Below are 22115 nucleotides of genomic sequence, written 5' to 3' on the forward strand. Positions count from 1 at the left end.
CGGCGCCCTCCCTCACGACCCACGTCAGGAGCCCCAGCGTGACCACGACCCCCGAAGGACCGGCGGAACACCACACGATCACGCCCCGCCGCGTCTCGTTCGACTGGCGCGACACCCCGCTGCACTGGATACCGGACGAGCCCACCGCCACCCACGTCATCAACGTGCTGCACCTGCTGCTGCCCGCGGGCGAGCGGTGGTTCGTCAAGGTCTTCAAGGAAGCGCTGCCACTGGTCCGCGACCCCGCGCTGCTGAAGGACGTGAAGGGCTTCATGGGTCAGGAGGCCACCCACAGCGTCCAGCATGCCCACGTCCTGGAGCACCTCGCCCACCAGGGCCTGGACACCGCTCCGTACACCAAGCACGTCGACTTCCTCTTCGAGTACCTCCTCGGTGAACGCCCCCCGTTCGCGGCACCCATATCCACCCAGGAGTGGCTGCGCTTCCGGCTCTCCCTCATAGCCGCCATCGAGCAGTTCACGGCCGTCCTCGGCGACTGGGTGCTGCACGCCGACGGCCTGGACCGGGCCCGCCCCGACCCGGTCATGCTCGACCTGCTGCGCTGGCACGGCGCGGAGGAGGTCGAGCACCGCGCGGTGGCCTTCGACATGTACGAGCACACGGGCGGCGAGGGCCTGCCCCGCTACGCCCGCCGCGTCCTGGGGATGGCCGTCACCGCCCCGGTGCTCCTGTACCTGTGGGCCTGGGGCGCGGCCTACCTCCTCCGGCACGACCCACAACTGGCCGGCCGCCTGCGCTACTCCCTGCGCGAGCACAACAAGGCCGTACGGAAACAGCTCCTGCCGACCTGGCGCGAGCTGGGCGCCGCCGTACCGCGCTACCTGAAGCGGTCGTACCATCCCTCGCAGGAAGGGTCGCTGCGCACGGCCGTCGCATATCTGGCGTCCTCACCCGCAGCCCGCGCCGCGGCGGGCGCGGTGGGCCGCGCGGCCATCTCGTAAGGAGCACCGCATTGACCGACCAGCCGCCGCCGGCCGAGTACCGCATCGAGGACCTGGCCCACATCAGCGGCACCTCGGTCCGCACGATCCGCGCCTACCAGGACCGCGGCCTCCTCCCCAGGCCGGAGCGCCGCGGCCGGGCCAACGTCTACGGCGACGAGCATCTGGAACGGCTGCGCCGCATCGCCGACCTGCTCGACCGCGGCTACACCCTCGCCAGCATCAAGGAACTCCTCGAAGCCTGGGACACCGGACGCGGCCTCGGCGGCGTCCTGGGACTGGTCGCCGAGATCGACGGCCCCTGGAGCGACGAGGAGGCGGCCCGCATCACACGCGCCGAGCTGGACGCGGCGTTCGGCGGCACGCCGGACGATGCGGCCCTGGCGGACGCCGTCGAACTGGGCGTGCTGGAGCGCCTCCCCGGCAACGACGACACTTTCCGCGTCCCCAGCCCCCAGGAACTGGCCGTCGCGGCCGAGCTGCACTCCGCGGGCGTCCCGCTCACCGCCATCTCCGGTCACCTGCGGGAACTGCGTGGCCAGGTCGAACACATCGCGGCCCGCTTCCTGGACTTCACCACCGAGTACGTCTTCCACCCCTACCTGGACCACCAGCCCACCGACGCCGAAGCCACCGAGGCCGCCGACCTCGTACGCCGCCTCCGCCCTCTGGCCCAGCAGACCGTCGACGCCGAACTGGCCCGCGCCATGCGCACCTTGGCCACCCGGTACATCCATCACCACCTCGGCGATTTGAGTGGTCGGGGGGTGGGGGGTGATATCGAGGTCGGGGGCAGGCCCACCGCCGACGTCCGGCCCACCGCCGACGTCCGGCCCACCGCCGAGGGCCGGCCCGCCATCGGGAGTCGGCCCGCCATCGAGGACCAACCCGCCACCGATGAGCGGCCCACCACCGAGGTCGGCACCGGTACGCAGGCGGGCTCCGAGCCGATCGTGGTCGCGCTCCCCGCCGACACCGTCCGAGCCGTACGTGACCTGGTCGGCCGGGAGAACGCGGCGGCCTTCATCGCCGCGGCCGCCCAACGCGAGGTCCACGCCCGTGTCATGGACGATCTAGCCGCCCGCCGTACCCCACCCGGCTGACCGTACGGCCCCGGCCTGCCCCGTGGGGACGAGCCGTCCCAGCGGTGCGAGGGCCAGGAGAAACAGCAGGGCGGCCACGGGCAACAGGTCGAGCGTGGCGGTCATGGCCACCGTGCCCACCACGACGGCCAACGGCCGCCACGCACTGATCACCCGCAGGGCGGCCAACTGACCGAGGAGCAGGAGCAGACCGACGTAGAACAGCACCGGGACCACCGTGTAGACGGCGGGCATCACCCCGGGCACCCCCTGAATCCTGGCGAACAGCTCCCTCATGGCCTCGTGATCCGCCGAGACGTACGCGACGAGCAGGTCGATGCCCGCCTGCACCGCCACGGCCGCCACCCCGACCAGCCCCAACGCCGTCAGCCCGGTGCCCACCGCCCGCTGCGTGCCACCCTGCCGCACCGCCAGGCGCCGCAAGCCCAGCAGCACGGGAACGAAGAGCAGGACCCCCGCCAGCAGGAAGAGGTGCCCGACCGACCAGGCGAGTCCCGGCCCCCGTTCCGTGTCCACCAACCGGATCAGCCCGTACGCCGCCATGCACCCCGGTCCGGCGATGAACGCCGACCGCCCCCACGTCGTAGTTGTCATGCACCGAGCTTCGGCGATCAACGACCACCCCAGCCTCCGGGAACCCCCGGACACACCCCTGAGCAACCCCCGACGCTTCCCGGGCACCGGCCGATGACTCCCCCGACTCCGGTCGATCCCCCTCCCGCTCTTGCCGATGCCTCTCTCCGACTGCTCTGGCCAAAGCTTCCCCGGCGTCTGACCGACGCTTCCAGCGGCCCCGGGGCACCGCTCGGCCGGCGGTTCAGTCGAGCTTCATGTCACCGAAGACAACCTTGCTGTTCCAGTTCCCTCCTCCCCAGTTGTGGGCGGCGGTGGACGGTGCGGACTGCTTCCGATCAATGCGCGCGCTGTCAGCATGCGTGCCACCCACATGCTTGCCACCCACGTGCTTCCAGTCATCGGGGGCTCCGACGCCCCGGCCGTGGCGCCCAGGGTGGCCAACGTGCCCCACCGTGACCGGGTGGCCAAGAGGGACGACGTGACTGATCTTGCCGTCCCGGCTGTCGGCGGTAGCCGTACCGGCGGTGCACAGGACCGCCGTGGCGGCCACGGTGAGTGCCCCGACCACGGCACCGATGGCTGCGCGCATGAGACTTCTCCCCTCGTCAGGAGCCGTCCGGAGTGGACACCCTCATCCGATACCGGCGCGCCCCCGACCGCCATTCGGTCGCGTGCACTCGGGGGACCGGGGGCGGGCCTGCTCAACCGCTACTGGACAGGCTCCGGGTCCGGGAGCCAGTTCCCGTGGAAGCCGTGGGGCACCCGCCGGGGCAGGTGGACCGTGGCCACCGGGTCCTTGGATATGTCCTCCGCATCGAGGATGACCAGATCGCTGGTGTCCGTGGCGGCGTCGTAGACGTACGTGAGCAGCCACCCCGGTCCGTCGGGCCGGTCGTCCGCCGGGGCGAAGGACGCCTCGTCCGGTGCGCGGCCGGGGCCGAAGTCGTGCCGGGTGCTGGTGCCGGCGTGCAGGTCGTAGCGGATCAGCGCGCCCGGCAGCGGGCCGGAACCGGGCCCGCCGGACCGCGTGATGTGTCCGAACCGGGCGTTCAGCCCCGCCATGCGGTCGTCGATGCGCGGGAACTCGCCCGACTGGTCGTCCAGCTGTTCCTCGGTGACCGTCCCCGAGGCCAGGTCGATGGTCCACCGCCACAGGGTGGACAACGACTTGAACTCGAACGTCGGATAGCGGGACACATGGAGCACGATGCGTCCCTGCGCGTCGTCGAACGCGTTGAGCGAGTGGAACACGTAGCAGGGATCTATGGGGAACCAGCGGACCTGGCCGTACGGGTCATCGCGCCGCAGGACGCCGAGCCGGGCCCCGTACTCCGGGTCCCACACGAACGGCATGCCGGGCGACCGGTGGTCGAAGACCATCGGGAGGTCCATGAAGACCACATGCTCCGCCGTCAGGTGGAAGTCGTGCATCATCGTCGGCGCCGGAACCTCGATGGGGCGGCTCACCGCCAACGTTCCGTCGGCATCGGCCCGGTGATAGGTCAGGTAGGGCGCGGCCGTGGTGGCGTAGCCGAAGAAGTGCAGTTCGCCCGTGGTCGGGCAGGTCTTCGGATGCGCGGTCATGGCGGTGGTCAGCCGACCGCCGAAGTCGTACGGACCGACGGTCTCCAGCTCATGCCCCGGACGGCAGTCGATCTCGTACGGGAAGGACGACTCGACCAGGGCGAAGGTGCGGCCGGCGTGCCGGACCACGTGGGTGTTGGCGACCCCGGCGGCCAGGCCGTGACCCCCTCGCTCGTCACCGACACGTATGCCGTCGGTGAAGGTCACCGTGCGGACCCAGCGGTTGCGGTACGAGACGGCCTTGCCGCCTTCCAGTCGGACGCCGTGGACCATGCCGTCGCCGAAGAACCAGTGCGCCGACGCGGCGTCCCGTGGGTTGGGGCCGTTGCGGAGGTACCAGCCCGTCAGCTCGGGCGGCACCGCTCCGGTGACGGGCAGTTCGTACGCGGTGAGTTCCTCCATCACCGGGGCGAAGTTGCCCGCGAGGTGTGGGGGAGGAGCGGAAGCGGAACCGGCCGCCCGGGCGGCGGAGCCGGAAGGGTCTGTCGTCGTCATGCGGTTCGAGCCTCCTGGACGTAGGAGCGTTCGCCGGCCTTCTCCAGGAAGCGCGCTCGTGCGCGCTCCGGGTAGGTCACGGTGAAGCGCAGCGGGATGACGAAGGCACTGACGTGGACGGCGATCAGGGCGGCCGGGCCCAGTCCGAAGGCCGTGACCAGGACCTGCCCCACCGCGGCGAGTGTGAAGGACGCCGCCCAGGCCGCGCTGAGCACATGGTTGATCCGCAGGAAGAGCGGGGACTGCCAGACCTCGGGCGGCGCGTGGTGCCGGGCTATGGCGAGAGTGAAGGGGCGGCGGACCGCTATGGAGCCCCAGGTGATCAACGCCAGCCAGCCCGACGACAGGGCTCCGTCGTAAGCCCGCAGCCCGCTGTCCGGGCGGAGGAACGCGAGCGCGGTGAGACCCGCGAAGAACACGAGCGTGCCGTACTCAAGGACCCGGAGCGAGGGGGACAGGCCCCCGGCGCGGTCCATGTAGAGCAGTACGCCACCGAGCAGCAGGCCCGCCAGCGCGGCCCACTGCCACGACGCCCAGGCCACGGCTCCGTAAGCGATCCACGGGATGAACCCCCGCAAGTAGGTCATGAAACTCGACTCCCCCGCCATCCAGCGACATTCCAACTTCGACATGTCGAAAGTAGAAGGTCCTGCGTTGACGTGTCAAGACTGGAAGGTAAAGTAACGGCCATGAGCCTCCGCCATGCCGTTCTGGGCCTGCTGGCCGAAGCCCCTGCCAGCGGCTATGACTTGATGAAGACATTCGACCTGTCGCTCGCGCATGTCTGGCCGGCCACCCAGAGCCAGGTCTACGGAGAGCTGAACAAACTCACCGACGCACAGCTCATCGAGGTGGTGGCCCACGGTCCCCGCGGCCGCAAGGAGTACGCCATCACCAAGGCCGGCCGGGCCGAACTGCATCGCTGGCTCATCGAGGTGGAACCCACCGGCCCGCAGCGCCACGACGGCCTGCTCCGCGTCTTCTTCCTCGGCGTACTCACGCCACTGGAGGCCCGTACGTTCCTCCTGCAACAGGCCGAGCGGGCCGCCCGAACACACGCCCTCTACCAGGAGGTCGCCGACAGCAGCGACTGGGACGAGGAAATGGTCGCGGTGTACGGGCGCATCGCCCTCGAATTCGGTCTGCGGCAGACCGCCATGGTGGAGGACTGGGCCAAATGGGCCGCTGACGAGATCAACTCGGACCGGGCACGCCGGGCCCGGGACGCGGTCAAGAAGCAGGAAGAGAAGGCCGAGAAGCGGCAGCGGGAGATGCAGGAGCGGTAGCCGGACGGGGGTGAGTCTCCTGGCCGAGCGCGGCACGGATGGGCCCCTGGCCACGCCCGCCACGGGTAGATCGCTGGGCGAGCCCGGCACGGGTAGATCCTTGGTCGAGCCCGGCGCGGATGTGATTCATGGCCGAGCCCGGCACGGGCGGATCCCCGGCCAGAGCCCGGCGCGAATGAGATTCATGGCCGAGCCCGGCACGGGCGGACCCTCTGTCGGCCCCGGCTCTCGTGCAGGCCACCGGCCCACCCCACTCGGGCGGCCCCCGTTCAGCCCCGCCGGGCCTCAGCCCCGGGCCCTCCATCCAACGCCCCGTACAAGAAGACCTCCACCAACTCCCGTGCCCCGGCCCCCTCTTTCTCCCCGGACGGCGTCGCCGCCTGCCCCAGCGTCAGGAACACCCTGGCCAGCGCCTCCGGCGCCATCCGCAGCCGGTCCCGATCGGGTTCGATCAGGGCGGTGACCGCGGCCAGTGGAGCCGCCATCGCCGCTTCCCGGCTTCCGGGCACTGGCGCCGGGCTCGCGCCCGTACGTGCGCCCGGATCCGGGCCCGTACCCGAATCCCCGCTCTTCGGGGCCTCCCGCCCCCGCAACTGCCCCGTCGCGCGCAGCGCGCCGATCACCGCGCCGATACGCGACAGGTGCTCCCGCATCGCGTCCAGCGCCTCGGTCAACCGGTCGGCGAGCGGCTGGTCCAGGGAGATGGCGGCCAGCGATGTGAGCAGGGCGTCGGGGCGGAGGGCCTCGGCCACACAAGCCGCCAGCAGGGCGTCCTTGTCCTCGAATACACGGAAGATCGTCGCTTCGCCGATGCCCGCGGCACGCGCCACCTTCGCGGTGGTCACGGCCGCCCCGTACTCGGCCACCAGGGGCAGCGCGGCCGTAACGATCATCGCCCGGCGCTCGTCGGCGCTCATCCCGGGCGCGCGACGGCGCCGGCCCGGCGCGCCCGCCGCCTCCACTGCCTCAGCCATGCCGCCAAGTTACGCGAGCCGGCCACCCGCGCCCGAACCGGCCGCCACCGGCCCGGTCACAGTCCCGGCGCGCCCCAGACCGGGAACCACCGGCTCAGGTCCGCCTCGATCTCCAGGTCGTCGGCGAGCAGCGCGCGCATCTCCAGTTCGAGGGCGTTGTCACGCTTCTCGGTGGACGCTCCTTCCGGCCCGGTTTGCGGGGCGAAAGGATAGAACGTACCGCGCTTGTAGAGATACACCAGCGCCAGCGAGCGTTCCCGGTCGTCGCGGAAGCCCATGAGGGAACACAGCAGTTGCGGACCGAAACCCGCGCTCTCCAGGGAGCTGTTGACCGCGTGCAGGTCGTTCACCAGGGCCGCGATGTCGTCGGGGGCGTGCCGGGCGAGCATCCACGTGTAGCCGTACTCGTCCTGGCTGAACTCGGCCGGGCTGCCCAGAAGGCCGCGCACCTCCTCCTGGATGCCGCGGAACGCGCCGCCTTCGACGCTCGCGAAACACACCGAGCCGAGGCCGGTGGGCCGGAAACCGGCCGCGGCCTGGAGCGTGACGGCTGCGGAAGGAAGCGCGAAGAGCCGGTCGAGGTCGGGACGTACCGGCTTGCTGCGCCCGAGGATGGCGTCCAGGAAACCCATGCGGTGCTCTCTCCTTGATCGGTCGGGTCACGGCCGTCCCAGCTGCGCCGATATCCGGCCCAGCTGTTCCAGCCGCTGCTCCAGCGTCGGGTGCGAGGACAGCAGCCGTCCGAAGCTCTCCTTCGAGAACGCCGGCACGAAGAAGAACGCGTTGAACGGTTCGGCCTTGCGCAGGTCCCGCGTCGGGATCCGCGCCATCTGCCCGGTGACCTTGGTCAGTGCGGCGGCCAGCGCGGACGGCCGCCCCGTCAGGAGTGCGGCGGCCCGGTCGGCGGACAGCTCCCGGTAGCGCGACAGCAAGCGGGTCAGCAGGAAGCTGACGGCGTAGACGACGGCGCTGACCAGCGTGACGATGAGCACGGCGATCGCCGCGTTGTTGTCGCGGTTGTTGCGTCCGACGCCGCTCCACAGGGCCGCCCGCGTGATGATCCCGGCCAGTACGCCCAGGAACGACGCGATCGTCATGACCGCGACATCGCGGTGGGCGACATGGGACAGCTCGTGCGCGAGAACGCCTTCCAGTTCCTCCGGCTCCAGCCGCCGCAGCAGACCGGTCGTCGCGCACACCATCGCGTTCTTCTGGTTTCGGCCGGTCGCGAAGGCGTTCGGTACGTCGGACTCGGCCACCGCGACGCGCGGCTTGGGCATGTCGGCCAGCGCACACAGCCGGTCGACGGCGCCGTGCAGCTCGGGCGCCTGTTCAGGGGAGACCTCGCGGGCGCCCATGCTGAAGGCCGCGATCCGGTCGCTGAACCAGAACTGCGCGATGAACAGGGCGCCCGAGATGAGCAGCACCACCACCCACGCCCCCTTGAGGAGCACCACCAGCACGCCCACCACGACCACGTACAGCAGGCCGATGAAGAACATCGTCGTGACCATGCGCGAGGTCAGGCCGCGGTCGGGGGCGAATCGGGTTCGTGCCATGCCTCTCAGTCCTCCAACCCGCAGAGTCCGTAGAGCTCACCCGAGGAACCGCGCTCCATCGAGGAACCGCGCGGGTGCCTCTGCCCCGATTCTCCCTCTTGCCGGGTTTTTACGGCGTAAAGCGGAGGCCATGGTTTTCGGCGGGCCAGCGGATCGGCGGGGGGGCCGGGTCGGCGGATGGCCGAGGGCGGCGGGTGCGCCGAGGGCAGCGGGTGCGCCGAGGCGGCGAGGCAGCGGGGAGCGGCCGGGCTGCGAGGCAGCGGGGAGCGGGCGGGCTGCGAGGCAGCGGGGAGCGGGCGGGGATGCGAGGCAGCGGGCGGGGCGACCGGGGGCAACGTGGGCGGGAAGACCACCACAACCGGACCACCCGCACCATACGGCCCCCGGAGTACCCGAAGTATCCCTAGCAGCCATAGCGCCGGGAGCACCCGGAGCCCCCGGAGCGGCCATAGCGCGCCGAGCACCCGTATCGGCCCGCCGGACCCTTCACGCGGTCCCCGTAGGGCCCACAGGCCCCTTCACGCGGTCCCCGTAGCGCACGCAGGACCCTTCGCGCAGCCCCCATAACCACCCACAGCCCCGTCCTACCGCCCGAGCTGTGTCAGCCCCTCCGTAGCGATCCGCTCGAACACCGTGAGATCGGCTTCGAAGATCGAGTCGGCGATCGGCCAGTGCAGCACGATCTCGTCGATGCCCGCCTCGGCGTGTGCACCCGCGAAATCCACGAAGGCGTCCAGAGAAGCGAGCGGACGGTCCGGCGAGAATCCGGTGAGCATGGTCTTCGCCAGCTCCCCGGCGTCCCGGCCGGTCTCGGCACAGGCCTTCTCCAGACGGCCGACCTGCCCGCGTACCGCCTCCAGCGAGTCGGCCGCGCTGCCGGTAGCGGACACCTTCGGATCGCCGGTCGTCACCCACGCCTGTCCGTGAGCGGCCGCCAGCTTCATCCCGCGCGGTCCGGTAGCCGCGATTGCGAACGGCAACCTGGGCCGCTGCACACAGCCGGGGATGTTGCGTACCTCGTGGGCGCGGTAGTGCTCGCCCTCGTAGGAGACCACGTCGTTCGTGAGCAGCCGGTCCAGCAGCGGCACGAACTCGGCGAAGTGGTCGGCGCGTTCCCGGGGCGTCCACGGCTCCTGGCCGAGCGCCGTGGCGTCGAAACCGGAGCCGCCGGCACCGATGCCCAGGGTGATCCGCCCGTCGCTGATGTCGTCCAGCGAGATCAGTTCCTTGGCGAGGGTCACCGGGTGCCGGAAGTTCGGGGAGGTCACGAGCGTGCCCAGGCGCATGCGGGAGGTCGCGGCGGCGGCCGCGGTCAGCGTGGGCACCGCGCCGAACCACGGGCCGTCGCGAAAGCTCCGCCAGGACAGGTGGTCATAGGTGTACGCGGTGTGGAAGCCCAGTTCCTCGGCGCGCTGCCACACCTCCCGGCCACCCTCGGACCAGCGGCGGACGGGGAGGATCACGGTGCTCAGTCGCATGCGTACGAGCCTACGGCCGCACGTGAAGCCCCTTGCGAGCCCCATGGTGCTCCAAGCCGCCGGGGGCGCACGCCGTAGGCACGGGCACGACACTGAACGTACATTCGATGCGGTGCGGCACCCGTTCGACCCGACCGCCGCCATCGCACGGTGCCTCCCCAGACACCGCCCCCAGACACCACCCCCGGACATCGCCCCAGACACCACTCCCAGACATCCGGACAGCCCTCCGCCCACGTCCGGACGGCCCCCGACCCACGTCCGGACACGCCTCTGCCCACGTCCGGATAATCCCCGGCCCACGTCCGGCCACCCCTCGGCCCACGTCCGAGCACCCCTCCGCCCAGGTCCGGCCACCCCATCGCCGCTCGCCGATCCCCAACCGCGAACCACCCGACCCCCCGCCCCTGGACAGGCGGTTCCTCCCCGTAAAGCTCATGCGCGCAACCCGCCGCACGCCTGTGCGCGCATATGCGCGAAGATGGACTCCGTGACTGATGCCTCCGCCGAGCCGCCGCAGGCTCCCCGGTCCGCCGAAAAAACGATCCGGCTGATCGCCACGGACCTCGACGGCACCCTGCTGCGTGACGACAAGACGGTCTCCAGCCGGACGATCGCCGCGCTGGCCGCCGCCGAGCGGGCGGGCATCGAAGTCTTCTTCGTGACCGGGCGTCCGGCCCGCTGGATGGACGTGGTCAGCGATCACGTCCACGGGCACGGGCTGGCCATCTGCGCGAACGGCGCGGCCGTCGTCGATCTCCACCACGGCCGCCGCATCGTGGAGATCAGCCCGCTGGAGCGGCCCGCGGCGCTCGCGGTGGTGCACGCGCTGCGTGCCGCCGCTCCCGGTACGTCGTTCGCGGTCGAGCGGACCGGCGGAATCAACTACGAACCGGAGTACCCGCCCTTCCAGCTCGACCCGGCCGCCGTCATCGCGCCCGTGGAGAAGCTCCTCGCCGAGCTGAGCCCGGAGGATTCGCGCTCCCCGCTTGCGCAGGAAGGCGCCACGGTCCCGCCGGCCTCCGAGGACATCGGTGCCGACCAGCCCGTGCTGAAGCTGCTCGCCCACCACCCCGACCTGGACCCGGACGCCTTCCTGGACCTCGCCCGCGCCCGGGCGGGCGCGTACGCGTCCTTCACCCGGTCCAGCCCGACCGCGCTCCTGGAGATCAGCGGGCTGGGCGTGAGCAAGGCCGACACGCTGGCGCGCTGCTGTGCCCAGCGCGGCATCGGCCCGGACCAGGTCGTCGCCTTCGGGGACATGCCCAACGACCTCGAAATGCTGGCCTGGGCAGGCACCTCGTACGCCATGGCCAACGCCCACCCCGACGTGCTCGCCGCGACCGGCCTGCACACCCACGGGAACAACGAGGACGGCGTCGCCGCCGTCATCGAACGCATCCTGGAAGGCCGCTGACGCAGCCGGTCCACACGGCAGCGCCCGGCCCCGCCCGTCCCTCCCTTCACACCCGCACCCCGTGCCGCCTCAACCACGGCACCGGATCGACCATCGATCCCACCTGCGGCGTGCGGCGCACCTCGAAGTGCAGGTGCGGCCCCGTGGAATTGCCGGTCGAGCCCGACAGCGCGATCTGCTGGCCCGCCCGTACCCACTGACCGGTGCGTACCACCACGGCCGACAGGTGCGCGTACTGCGTGAACGTTCCTGCACCGTGCCGCACGACCATGCTGACCCCGAAGTTGTCGCCGCAGGTGAGGCTGATGACGCGCCCCCGGCCCACGGACCGTACGGGCGTGCCGACCGGCACCGCGAAGTCCTGACCCGTGTGGCGGTGCGCCCAGCGGCTGCCCGAGCCGCCGAAACCCGCCGACAACTGGTAGCGCTCCACCGGCCGGGTCCAGCCCCCGTCCGGCACCGACGCCCGCAGCGCCTCCGTCGCGGAACGTTTCGCCACCGCGGACACCGCGCCGGGCAACCTGCCGCAGCGACCGCTCCGGGCAGCCTGCCGGGACACCTTGTGCAGCAGTCCGCGGGCCACGCCCAGACGGCGACCGATGCGCCGACGCTCCGCGTCGAGCCTGGTCCGGCGGGTGTCGAGGGCGGCGGTACGGACGTACGTGGCCACGCTGTCCACCGCCAGCGCCCGGCTCGTCCGCAGCGCGTCCCGCGCCTGCGCGGCCAGCAGACGCTGGCGGCCCTCGGCCTTCCGGTAGGCGCTCAGCACCGCCTCCGGAGCGCCGGAACCCCGGGCGGGCCGCGGGAGCGGAAGCCGGCGGCCCGTGCGGTACTGCGCGACGGCGATCCGTCCCGCCAGCCGACGCAGCTCTCCGGCCCTGCGCTGTTCCCGCCGCAGTTCCGTATGCAGCCGGGAGATGCGGGCGTGGCCGTCCCGTGCCGCACGCAGGACCGCCGCGTACGAACGCCCCGTCCGGCCCGCGTCCCGGCCCAGCCGGATCACCTCAAGGCTCGCCGCGGCCAGCCGGTCCATGCCCTGGTCGCGCGCCTCAGGGGGGCGCAGGGGCGCGGAGGACGGCGGTAAGTGCTCGACGGCGCCCGGTTCGGCAGCGGCCGGCACGGCGGCCGGTGCCCCGGCGGGGGCCGCCCCGGCCGCAACCGGCGCCGTTCCCGCCGTCGCTGACAGCGCCATCACCAGCGACAATGTCACCCGTGTAGTGCGCAGCGCGGCTCGGTGGCACCGGTGAGCCGGTCGTGCGGCCCGCTCGCCGGCACGTCGGCCGGGGCCTCGCCGCCCCCGGACCGCGCTACGGAACCAATCCGGCATACCTGGACACATGGCCAGATGGTTTCCCGTATCGCCCGGCTCCTCACAGGAACGTTTCACCAGCCCCGTCCGCGGCCCTCCGAACGGAGCAACCCGGCACCCGCGGAATGGCCGGAATCAGCCGCTCCCACATTCCGACACATCACTCGAATACCGGCTGAACCATATGGACGCGTCCGGCCGGAGCACTACCGCGGACCGAGGTACGCACACGCCCTGCCGCCATCACCGCCCCAGGGCCCCTACCAACGCACCCCGCACCGAGCCGCCCCGCCTCAAAGCATCGCCTTTAGCCCCGCCTCAAGCCCCACCCCGATGCACCACCCCGAAGCCCCGCCCCAAAGGCCCGTCTCAAAGCCCCGTCTCAAAGCGGCGCCTCCCAGGTCACCATCGTCCCCGACCCGTCCTCGCCCAGCCCCGGCCCGTACGTACTGGAGCCGCCCAGCGACTCGGCCCGCTTCGCGAGGTTGCGCAGGCCGCTGCGCCGGCCGCCCTCGGGGATGCCCACGCCGTCGTCGGCGACCGTCAGCCGTACGCCGTCCCGGCCGTCCGGCAGCTTGACCGTCGAGTCGACGACGACCTCGATGCGCGAGGCGTCGGCGTGCCGGAAGGCGTTGGACAACGCCTCGCGGAGCGCGGCGATGAGGTTCTTGCCGGTCAGCTCGCCGACACGGGCGTCCACCGGGCCGACGAAGCTGGCGGACGGCTGGAAGCCGAGCGGTACGGCGGCCGTGCCGATCTCGCGCAGGACGCGGGTCCGCAGGCCGGACGGCGCCTCGGCCGGGCCCTGTTGCAGCGCGAAGATTGCGGTACGGATCTCCTGGATGGTGACGTCGAGCTCGTCGACGGCCTTGCCGATGCCCTCCTGCACCTCGGGCACGACCGCCCTGCGCTGGGCGCTCTCCAGCATCATCCCGGTCGCGAAGAGCCGCTGGATGACCAGGTCGTGCAGGTCGCGGGCGATCCGGTCGCGGTCCTCGTAGACGGCCAGCCGCTCGCGGTCGCGCTGTGCGTCGGCCAGGACGAGGGCCAGGGCGGCCTGGGCGGCGAACTGGGTGGCCAGTGTCCGTTCGGCGGCACTGAAGGGCCGCGCGCCGCGGGCGCGCGGTGTCGCCAGCGTGCCCAGCACCCGGCCGCCGCTCTTGAGCGGAAGCATCATGCTGGGACCGAAGCGCGGCGCGACGTCCGTGACCATGCGGGGGTCGGTCGCCGAGTCCTCCACGAAAACGGGTTCCCCGGCGAGCAGTTGCGCGGCCACCGGGCTCTCGGGCGGCATCTGGGTGCCGACGAGACCGGCGGGATCGTCGGCCGACGCCGCGACGATCTCCAGCCCGCCGTCGTCCGTGGGCAGCAGCACGATCCCGGCCGCGGACTCCGCGAGCTTGCGGGCCTGTTCCGCGACGACCGCCAGCGCGTCGTCCACGTCGCTGCCGGCCAGCAGCGCGGTCGTCACGGCCACCGAGCCGTCGATCCACCGCTCCCGCTGCCGGGTCGCCGCGTACATCCGCGCGTTGCCGATCGCGATGCCGGCCTCGGTGGCGAGCACCCGCACCATGTGCAGGTCGCCCTCGCTGAACTCGCCGCCGTCGCGCTTCTCGGTCAGGTAGAGGTTGCCGAAGATCTCCCCCTGGACACGGATCGGCACCCCGAGGAACGTCCGCATCGGCGGGTGCCCCGGCGGAAAGCCCGCCGACCGCACGTCCTGGGTCAGATCGGCCAGCCGCAGCGCCTTCGGATCGTGGATGAGCGCGCCGAGCAGGCCCTTGTGCCCGTCCGGCAGCGCGCCGATCCGCGCCCGGTCCTCGGCGCTGACCCCGTACGTCACGAAGTCCGACAGACCCTCGCGCGACTCGTCGATGATCCCGATCGCGGCGTAGCGGGCGTCGGCCAGCTCGGCCGCGGTCTCCACGATCCGGTCCAGCGTGATGTGCAGGTCCAGGCCCGCGCCGACGGTACGCATCGCCTCCAGCAGCTGCGGTACGCGCGCGGTCAGCTCGGTCGACAGGCCCTGGAGGCTGCGGGTCGCCTCGGTGGCCGCCTCCATGGGGTCGGGGCCGGAGGTGGCCGCACCGCCGGAATCGGTACGGGCCCCGGTGCCCATGGGGTCTGCGGGCCCTGTCGTGACTGCCATGCCACGAGCCTAAGGGGCACCTTTTCTGAAGAATGCCTTCAATACGGCAATTCGGACGCCGGACCGGTCCACCCCGGACCGCCCCGGGCTGCCACGTCACCCCGGTCCGGGCGTCCGCCGCAACGGTACGCAGCGGCCACCCCGACCCGTCGTTCTTCAGCCGTTCATCGGACCGGCCCGGAAACAGGGCCAGCCGTTCACCGGACTCCAGCGCCCGGACGCCCTGACGCCGGTCACCTCCCGTGCCCGACGCCCGGCTCCGGTTCACCGCGACGCGCCTGCCCCCGCGCCCGCCAAGCGGCCCTCCGCCACACTCGCCGACCGGGCATCCACCGCCCGCTCGCGCTCCAGCATGCGCCGGAACGGGCCGTCGGCCGCCGCCAGCTCCGCGTACGTACCGCGCTGGACGGGCCGGCCCTCGTCCAGGACCAGCACTTCGTCGACCGCCGACAGGCCTTCCAGCCGGTGGGTGATCAGCACGGTCGTCCGGCCCTCGGTGGCGGCCAGCAGATCCGCGGTCAGCGCGTCGGCCGTAGCAAGGTCGAGGTGTTCGGCGGGCTCGTCCAGCACCAGGACGGGGAAGTCGGCCAGCAGCGCGCGGGCCAGCGCGAGGCGCTGCCGCTGGCCGCCGGAGAGCCGTGCGCCGTGCTCGCCGACCATCGTGTCCAGCCCGTCGGGCAGCGACCGCACCCAGTCGTCCATCCGGGCCTGCGCCAGCGCGGCCCACAGCTCGTCCTCGTCCGCTCCGGTGCGGGCGATCCGCAGGTTCTCCCGTACGGAGCTGTCGAAGATGTGGGCGTCCTGCGCGCACAGCCCCACCCGACGCCGGACGTCGTCGCCATGCGCTGCCGCCGCGTCCACCCCGTTGAGCGTGTACGTTCCCGACTCCCGGTCCAGGAAGCGCAGCAGCACCTGCGCGAGCGTCGTCTTCCCGGAGCCGGACGGACCGACGACGGCGAGGCGCCGACCGGCGCTCAGGGTGAACCCGACGCCGTCCAGCGCGGGCTTCCGCTGTCCGGGGTACCGGGCGGTCAGGTCCGTCACGACCAGCGGGAACGGCGTCTGCGGTACGTCTGCGGCGGTCGCGGCGGCCGGTTCGCCGACCGGCTCCGGGGCATCCAGCACCTCGAAGACCCGCTCCGCGGCCCGGCGCGTGCGCTGCCGGTACTGCACGGCGAGCGGCAGCCCCGCGACCGCTTCGAACGCGGCGAGCGGGATGAGGACGACGACCGCCAGGCACACGCCCGGCAGCCGCCCGGCGTGCACGGCCTGGACGCCGACGACGGCCGCCGCGGCCACCGTCAGCCCGCACACCAGCGCGGACAGCCCGGCCCCGGCACCGGCCGCGGCCGCCGAGCGGGACGCGATCCGGGTCAGGTCGCGGTCGGCCCGCCGGGTCCGGTCGATACGGGAGCCGAGCGCGCCCGCCACCGTGAGTTCGGCCGTCCCGGTGAGCAGATCGACGACGTGTGCGGAGAGCACACCCCGCGCGGGGGAGAGCTGCCGTTCGGCGCGGCGGGCCAGCGCGGCGGACAGCGCCGGTACCCCGGCACCCGCCAACAGCAGCCCGACCGCGAGGACCGCGCCCGCCTCGGGCAGCAGCCAGGCGGTGAACCCGACGGAACCCAGCCCGACCACCACGGCCGCTCCCACCGGAAGCAGCCACCGCAGGAAGTAGTCCTGCACGGCGTCCACGTCCGCCACCAGCCGCGACAGCAGGTCGCCACGGCTGCGTTCCCGCAGTCCGGCGGGTGCCAGCCGCTCCAGCCGGCGGAAGACCGCCACCCGTACGTCCGCGAGCATCCGGAACACGGCGTCATGCGCCACCAGGCGCTCCGCGTACCGGAACACCGCCCGGCCGATGCCGAACGCCCGGGTCGCGGTGACCGCCACCATCAGGTACAGCACCGGCGGGTGCTGTGCGGCCCGGGAAATCAGCCAGCCGGACGTGGCCATCAGGCCCACGGCACTGCCCAGCGCCAGGCTGCCCAGCAACAGCGCCAGTCCGATGCGGCCCCATCGGGCCCGCGCCAGCCCCCGGAGCCGCGCCAACGCCGAGCCTCGGCCGCCGAGTACGGCATCCGGCTCACCGTCGGACGCGACGGCCGAGCCCTCGGCCGGTTCGGCGGCGGCAGCGTCGCCCCGTGCAGCGCCCAGCCCGTCGACCGGCCCGGCCACGGCCGCACCATCCCGCGCAACACCCGCCCCGTCGACCGTCCCGGCCACGGCCGCACCATCCCGTACAGCACCCGCCGCGTCCGCCCGTACCGTCGCCGCGCCGCCCTTTCCGGCTTGCGCGGCAGCTTGCGGTACGGCGGTGTCCGACACGACCACCGGAGGAGCCAGCCGCACCACACGGTCCGCCACCGCCAGCAGCGCCGGCCGGTGGACGACCAGGAGCACCGTGCGCCCGGCCGCCAGGCGGCGTACCGCGTCGACGATGCCGGCCTCCGTCTCGCCGTCCAGGTTGGCGGTCGGCTCGTCGAGCAGCAGAATCGGGCGGTCGGCGAGGAACGCGCGGGCCAGGGCCAGGCGTTGGCGCTGGCCCGCCGACAGGCCGGAGCCGCCCTCGCCGAGCACGGTCCGTGCTCCGTCGGGCAGCGCGGAAACGAAGTCCAGGGCTCCGGCGTCGCGGAGCGCGGCGTGCACGGCGGCGTCGTCGGCGTCGGGGCGGGCCAGCCGTACGTTCTCGGCGATGGTGCCCGCGAAGAGGTACGGGCGCTGGGCCACCCAGGCGATCCGCCGCCGCCAGTCCTCCGGATCGACGCCCGCCAGGTCCCGGCCGCCGACCCGTACGCGACCCGCGGCGGGCGCCGCGAAGCCGAGCAGGACGTTGAGCAAGGTCGTCTTGCCCGCGCCGGAGGGACCGACGAGCGCCACCGTCTCCCCCGGCCGGACCTCGAACGACGTCTCGGGAAGGGAGGGTTCGCTTCGGCCGGGGTGCCGTACGACAAGGCCCTCGACGGACAGCACCGTACCGGCCGCGATGTCGGGCGCCGGCGCGTTCCCCGTCGTGCGCAGCGGTGTCTCCAGCACCGCGAAGATCTCCTCGGCCGCTGCCAGGCCCTCCGCCGCGGCGTGGTACTGGGCCCCGACCTGCCGCAGCGGCAGATACGCCTCGGGCGCCAGGATCAGCACCAGCAGGCCCGTGTAGAGGTCCAGGCTGCCATGGACGAGCCGCATGCCGATGCTGACGGCGACGAGCGCGACCGAGATCGTGGCGAGCAGTTCCAGGGCGAAGGAGGACAGGAAGGCGATGCGCAGGGTGCGCAGCGTGGCCCGGCGGTACTCGCCCGTGATGGAACGGATGGACGCCGCCTGCGCCTTGGCCCGGCCGAAGACCTTCAGTGTGGGCAGCCCGGCGACAACGTCCAGGAAGTGGCCGGACAGCCGCGCCAGCAACTGCCACTGGCGTTCCATGCGGTTCTGTGTGGCCCAGCCGATGAGCACCATGAACAGCGGGATCAGCGGCAGCGTCACGACAATGATCGCGGCCGAGATCCAGTCGCCGGTGACAATGCGCGCCAGCACCGCGACGGGCACGACGACCGCCAGGCCCAGCTGCGGCAGATAGCGCGCGAAGTAGTCGTCGAGGGCGTCGATGCCGCGGGTGGCGAGGGTGGTCAGCTCGCCGGAACGCTGGGTGCTCAGCCATCCCGGACCGAGCTCGGCGGCCGCCCGCGTCAGCAGCCGCGTCCGCAGTTCGGACTTGACCGACGCGCTCGCCCGGTGCGCGGCCAGTTCCGTCAGCCAGGACACCAGGCCCCGGCCGAGGGAAACCAGCGCGAGCAACAGCACCGGCGTGCTCAGTTCACCGAGGTCGAGGCCGCGCTGGAAGGCACCGACGACGACTTCGGCGATGAGCATGGCCTGGCCGATGACCAGGCCCGCGCCGGCCAGGCCGAGCAGCACGACGGCGGCGAGGAAGAAACGGGTGGCACGGGCGTGGCGAAGCAGGCGCGGGTCGACCGGTTTCACGTGAAACAACCCTTCCTCAGCGGAAGTTGATCGGTGGGGCCCCGTCCGGGGCCCCACCGGATGGAGCCGCCCTAGTGGGCGTCGGCGATGTGCTGCGTACCGATGCGCTTGCGGAAGACCCAGTACGTCCAGCCCTGGTACAGCAGGACGAGCGGGGTGGCGATACCGGCGCACCACGTCATGATCTTCAACGTGTACGCGCTGGACGAGGCGTTGCTGACCGTGAGGTTCCAGCTCTCGTTCAGCGAGGACGGCATCACGTTCGGGAAGAGCGTCAGGAACAGCATCGCGACCGCGGCCACGATGGTGACGCCGGAGAACGCGAACGACCAGCCCTCACGCCCGAGCCGGTTCATCACCAGCCCCGCGGCCAGCGCCAGCACCGCGACGATCATCGCGACCAGGCTGCTGGTGTCGCCCTTGTCGAGCTGCGTCCAGCCCAGGAAGCCGACCGCGAGCACCGCGGTGATCAGGCCGAGCACGGTGGCCGTACGGCGCGCCCGCTCCCGGATGTCCCCCAGCGTCTTGAGCGAGGCGAACACCGCGCCGTGGAAGGTGAACAGGCTGAGCGTGACCAGGCCGCCGAGCAGCGCGTACGGGTTCAGCAGGTCCAGGACGCTGCCCACGTACTCCTTGTGCGCGTCGATCTGCACACCGCGCACGATGTTGCCGAAGGCCACGCCCCACAGGAACGCGGGGAGCAGCGAGCACCAGAAGATCGCGTGTTCCCAGTTGCGCTGCCAGCGCTCCTCGTCCCGCTTGACGCGGTATTCGAAGGCGACGCCGCGCAGGATCAGGCACAGCAGGATGAGCAGCAGCGGCAGGTAGAAGCCGGAGAAGAGGGTGGCGTACCACTCGGGGAAGGCGGCGAAGGTGGCGCCGCCCGCGCTGAGCAGCCACACCTCGTTGCCGTCCCAGACCGGGCCGATCGTGTTGATCAGGACCCGCCGTTCGGGCCGGTCGCGGGCGAGCAGCTTGGTCAGGACGCCGATGCCGAAGTCGAAGCCTTCGAGGAAGAAGTACCCGGTCCACAGCACGGCGATGAGGATGAACCAGACGTCATGGAGTTCCACGGTCGCCTCCTAGTACGAGAAGGCCATCGGCCGGTCGGCGTCCGCGTGGTCGCCGCCGATCTTGGTGGGCGGGTTGAGGTCGTCGTCCGTCAGTTCCGGCGGCCCGGCCTTGACGTACTTGACCAGCAGACGGACCTCGATGACCGCGAGGATCGCGTACAGCAGGGTGAAGACGGTCATCGACGTGAGCACCTCGCCCTGCGAGACGCCGGGGGAGACCGCCGAGGAGGTCTTCAGGACGCCGTAGACGACCCAGGGCTGGCGGCCCATCTCGGTGAAGATCCAGCCCCAGGAGTTGGCGATCAGCGGGAAGCCGAGGGTGACGAACGCCAGCGACCAGTACGCCTTGCTCAGCCGTACGCCGAGCACCTTGTTCTTGGTCAGCGCCAGGTTGGGTGGTTCCTCGTCCCCCGTCCGCAGGCCCGGCGCGAGCCAGAACTTCTTGCGGGTGAGCCAGAGTCCGGCCAGGCCGACGGCGAACGAGGCCATGCCGAAGCCGATCATCCAGCGGAAGCCCCAGTAGGCGACGGGGATGTTGGGCCGGTAGTCGCCGGGCCCGTACTTCTGTTGCTCGGACTTGTTGACGTCGTTGATGCCGGGGACCGGCGAGGAGAAGTCGTCGTGGGCCAGGAAGGACAGCAGGCCGGGTATCTCGACGGCGACCTTGTTGTGGCCCTTGTCCACGTCCCCGTAGGCGAAGACGGAGAACGGCGCGGGGGCCTCCTTGTCCCACAGGGCCTCGGCGGCGGCCATCTTCATCGGCTGCTGCCGGAACATGACCTTGCCGAGCTGGTCGCCGCTGAGCGCGGTGAGCGCGCCGGCGATCACCAGGGTGATCAGGCCGAGCCGCAGCGAGGTGCGCATCACCTTGACGTGCTTCTTGCGCATCAGGTGGTACGCGGCGATGCCGACCATGAACGCGGCGCCGGTCAGGAAGGCGGCGGTCAGCGTGTGGAAGACGACGACGAGCGTGGTGTCCTGGGTCAGCACCTTCCAGAAGTCGGTCAGCTCGGCACGGCCGGTGGCGGCGTTGTACTTGTAGCCGACCGGGTGCTGCATCCAGGAGTTGGCGGCGAGGATGAAGTACGCCGACAGGATCGTGCCGATCGAGACCATCCACATGCAGAAGCAGTGGATCTTTTTCGGCAACTTGTCCCAGCCGAAGATCCACAGCCCGATGAAGGTGGATTCGAAGAAGAACGCGATGAGGGCCTCGAACGCGAGCGGAGCGCCGAAGACGTCACCGACGAACCGCGAGTAGTCGGACCAGTTCATGCCGAACTGGAACTCCTGGACGAGGCCGGTGACGACACCCATCGCGATGTTGATCAGGAAGAGCTTGCCCCAGAACTTGGTGGCCTTGAGGTACTTCTCCTTGCCCGTGCGTACCCAGGCGGTCTCCAGTCCGGCCACCAGGGCGGCAAGGGAGATCGTCAGAGGCACGAACAGGAAGTGGTAGACGGTCGTGATGCCGAATTGCCATCGCGCCAGGGTCTCTGGCGCCAACGCCAGGTCCACGTCGAGTCTCTCCTTACGTCGCCGTGTGCTGACTACGGCTGCCGTGTGCTGACTACGGCACTTTTCGCCCCGTATGCCCCAATAGAAGCGGGACATAAAGGGCGCTTGTGAACGCGTTCACATTCACAAGCAATTATTACCCATGGCTCGTTTCCGTTCTTGACTGGGGGTGCGTGACTACGGTCACGCATGAGAAAGGCGCGCGGGAACCCTTCCCGCGCGCTTCAACAAGTTGTTGAATTCGGCGCCATGGACCTACGCATACGTCTGTCATGGCCGACCGGTCAGCTGACCGCCACCCTCGGCGACACCCCGTCCGCCAGGGCCCTCACCGCCGCCCTGCCGCTGGTCGCCACCGCCCGAACCTGGGGCGAAGAGGTCTACTTCGGCACCGGGCTCACCCTCGCCCTTGAGGACGACGCGCAACAGGTCGTCGACCCGGGCACCGTCACCTTCTGGACCGAGGGCAGCGCGCTGGCGCTGCCCTACGGACCCACACCCATATCCAGGGGGACGGAGTCCCGTCTGGCCTCCCCCTGCAACGTGCTCGGCCGCCTCGACGGCGACCCGCGCGCGCTGGACACGGTGCGCGACGGTGACCCCGTGCGCGTCGAGCGCGCGTGATCCGTCACCCCGAGGGGGCCTGCCCCACCC

At 71.6% G+C, this 22115-nt stretch carries 18 protein-coding genes; 5 read left to right on the forward strand and 13 right to left on the reverse strand.

The window, feature by feature from the left end; genetic code table 11:
• Positions 1 to 38: 38 nt before the first annotated feature.
• Both CP973_RS00680 and CP973_RS00685 read left to right on the forward strand, forming a co-directional pair.
• Complete coding sequence (locus CP973_RS00680) at positions 39 to 962, forward strand: metal-dependent hydrolase (RefSeq protein ID WP_208853110.1); 924 nt, start codon at positions 39 to 41, stop codon at positions 960 to 962.
• Positions 963 to 973: 11 nt separating this feature from the next.
• A complete protein-coding gene (locus CP973_RS00685; RefSeq protein WP_150236632.1) occupies positions 974 to 2065 on the forward strand; it encodes a MerR family transcriptional regulator in 1092 nt (363 codons plus the stop codon).
• Here the strand turns inward: CP973_RS00685 and CP973_RS00690 are convergent.
• The 4 genes from CP973_RS00690 to CP973_RS00705 all read right to left on the reverse strand — a co-directional run bounded on the left by CP973_RS00690 (position 2036) and on the right by CP973_RS00705 (position 5307).
• Positions 2036 to 2659, reverse strand: coding sequence for a hypothetical protein (locus tag CP973_RS00690; RefSeq protein ID WP_150236634.1), 624 nt, complete (start codon positions 2657 to 2659; stop codon positions 2036 to 2038). The genes CP973_RS00685 and CP973_RS00690 overlap by 30 nt on opposite strands.
• Before the next feature lie 223 nt (positions 2660 to 2882).
• Positions 2883 to 3230, reverse strand: a complete 348-nt coding sequence (locus CP973_RS00695) for a hypothetical protein (RefSeq protein WP_150236636.1) — start codon at positions 3228 to 3230, stop codon at positions 2883 to 2885.
• 119 nt (positions 3231 to 3349) lie between these two features.
• Positions 3350 to 4720, reverse strand: a complete 1371-nt coding sequence (locus CP973_RS00700) for a carotenoid oxygenase family protein (protein WP_150236638.1) — start codon at positions 4718 to 4720, stop codon at positions 3350 to 3352.
• On the reverse strand, positions 4717 to 5307 hold the full coding sequence (locus tag CP973_RS00705) for a hypothetical protein (RefSeq protein WP_150236640.1): 591 nt from the start codon (positions 5305 to 5307) through the stop codon (positions 4717 to 4719). The genes CP973_RS00700 and CP973_RS00705 overlap by 4 nt, the downstream gene beginning before the upstream one ends.
• A gap of 102 nt (positions 5308 to 5409) precedes the next feature.
• On the opposite strand from CP973_RS00705, the gene CP973_RS00710 reads away from it, so the two are divergent.
• Positions 5410 to 6006: a helix-turn-helix transcriptional regulator gene (locus tag CP973_RS00710; protein ID WP_150236642.1), complete on the forward strand. Its 597-nt coding sequence runs from the start codon at positions 5410 to 5412 to the stop codon at positions 6004 to 6006.
• Between the two features lie 269 nt (positions 6007 to 6275).
• On the opposite strand, the gene CP973_RS00715 is transcribed toward CP973_RS00710, so the two are convergent.
• From CP973_RS00715 to CP973_RS00730, 4 genes are all read right to left on the reverse strand, one after another.
• Positions 6276 to 6980 (reverse strand): TetR/AcrR family transcriptional regulator, encoded by a 705-nt coding sequence (locus CP973_RS00715; protein WP_150236644.1) that lies wholly within the window; start codon positions 6978 to 6980, stop codon positions 6276 to 6278.
• Between the two features lie 56 nt (positions 6981 to 7036).
• Positions 7037 to 7612: a PspA-associated protein PspAB gene (pspAB, locus tag CP973_RS00720; protein WP_150236646.1), complete on the reverse strand. Its 576-nt coding sequence runs from the start codon at positions 7610 to 7612 to the stop codon at positions 7037 to 7039.
• Positions 7613 to 7639: 27 nt separating this feature from the next.
• Positions 7640 to 8539, reverse strand: coding sequence for a zinc metalloprotease HtpX (gene htpX, locus CP973_RS00725; RefSeq protein WP_030599058.1), 900 nt, complete (start codon positions 8537 to 8539; stop codon positions 7640 to 7642).
• A 584-nt stretch (positions 8540 to 9123) separates the two neighbouring features.
• Complete coding sequence (locus CP973_RS00730) at positions 9124 to 10017, reverse strand: LLM class flavin-dependent oxidoreductase (protein ID WP_208853111.1); 894 nt, start codon at positions 10015 to 10017, stop codon at positions 9124 to 9126.
• 481 nt (positions 10018 to 10498) lie between these two features.
• On the opposite strand from CP973_RS00730, the gene CP973_RS00735 reads away from it, so the two are divergent.
• Positions 10499 to 11434: an HAD hydrolase family protein gene (locus tag CP973_RS00735; protein WP_150236651.1), complete on the forward strand. Its 936-nt coding sequence runs from the start codon at positions 10499 to 10501 to the stop codon at positions 11432 to 11434.
• A gap of 46 nt (positions 11435 to 11480) precedes the next feature.
• On the opposite strand, the gene CP973_RS00740 is transcribed toward CP973_RS00735, so the two are convergent.
• From CP973_RS00740 to CP973_RS00760, 5 genes are all read right to left on the reverse strand, one after another.
• Positions 11481 to 12626, reverse strand: a complete 1146-nt coding sequence (locus CP973_RS00740; protein WP_208853112.1) for a M23 family metallopeptidase — start codon at positions 12624 to 12626, stop codon at positions 11481 to 11483.
• Positions 12627 to 13125: 499 nt separating this feature from the next.
• Positions 13126 to 14805, reverse strand: coding sequence for a sensor histidine kinase (locus tag CP973_RS00745; RefSeq protein WP_150242932.1), 1680 nt, complete (start codon positions 14803 to 14805; stop codon positions 13126 to 13128).
• Between the two features lie 351 nt (positions 14806 to 15156).
• Entirely contained in the window at positions 15157 to 18870 is a 3714-nt protein-coding gene (cydD, locus tag CP973_RS00750; protein WP_150236655.1) for a thiol reductant ABC exporter subunit CydD, read from the reverse strand.
• 71 nt (positions 18871 to 18941) lie between these two features.
• Entirely contained in the window at positions 18942 to 19943 is a 1002-nt protein-coding gene (cydB, locus tag CP973_RS00755; protein WP_150236657.1) for a cytochrome d ubiquinol oxidase subunit II, read from the reverse strand.
• A gap of 9 nt (positions 19944 to 19952) precedes the next feature.
• On the reverse strand, positions 19953 to 21461 hold the full coding sequence (locus CP973_RS00760) for a cytochrome ubiquinol oxidase subunit I (RefSeq protein WP_150236659.1): 1509 nt from the start codon (positions 21459 to 21461) through the stop codon (positions 19953 to 19955).
• Positions 21462 to 21710: 249 nt separating this feature from the next.
• Between CP973_RS00760 and CP973_RS00765 the strand changes: the two genes are divergently transcribed.
• The gene (locus CP973_RS00765; RefSeq protein WP_150236661.1) at positions 21711 to 22085 is read left to right on the forward strand and encodes a cyclophilin-like fold protein; all 375 of its coding nucleotides are present in this window, start codon (positions 21711 to 21713) and stop codon (positions 22083 to 22085) included.
• Positions 22086 to 22115: the final 30 nt, after the last annotated feature.

Origin of the sequence: Streptomyces albofaciens JCM 4342 (genome assembly GCF_008634025.1) — a bacterium.
GTDB lineage: Bacteria > Actinomycetota > Actinomycetes > Streptomycetales > Streptomycetaceae > Streptomyces > Streptomyces albofaciens.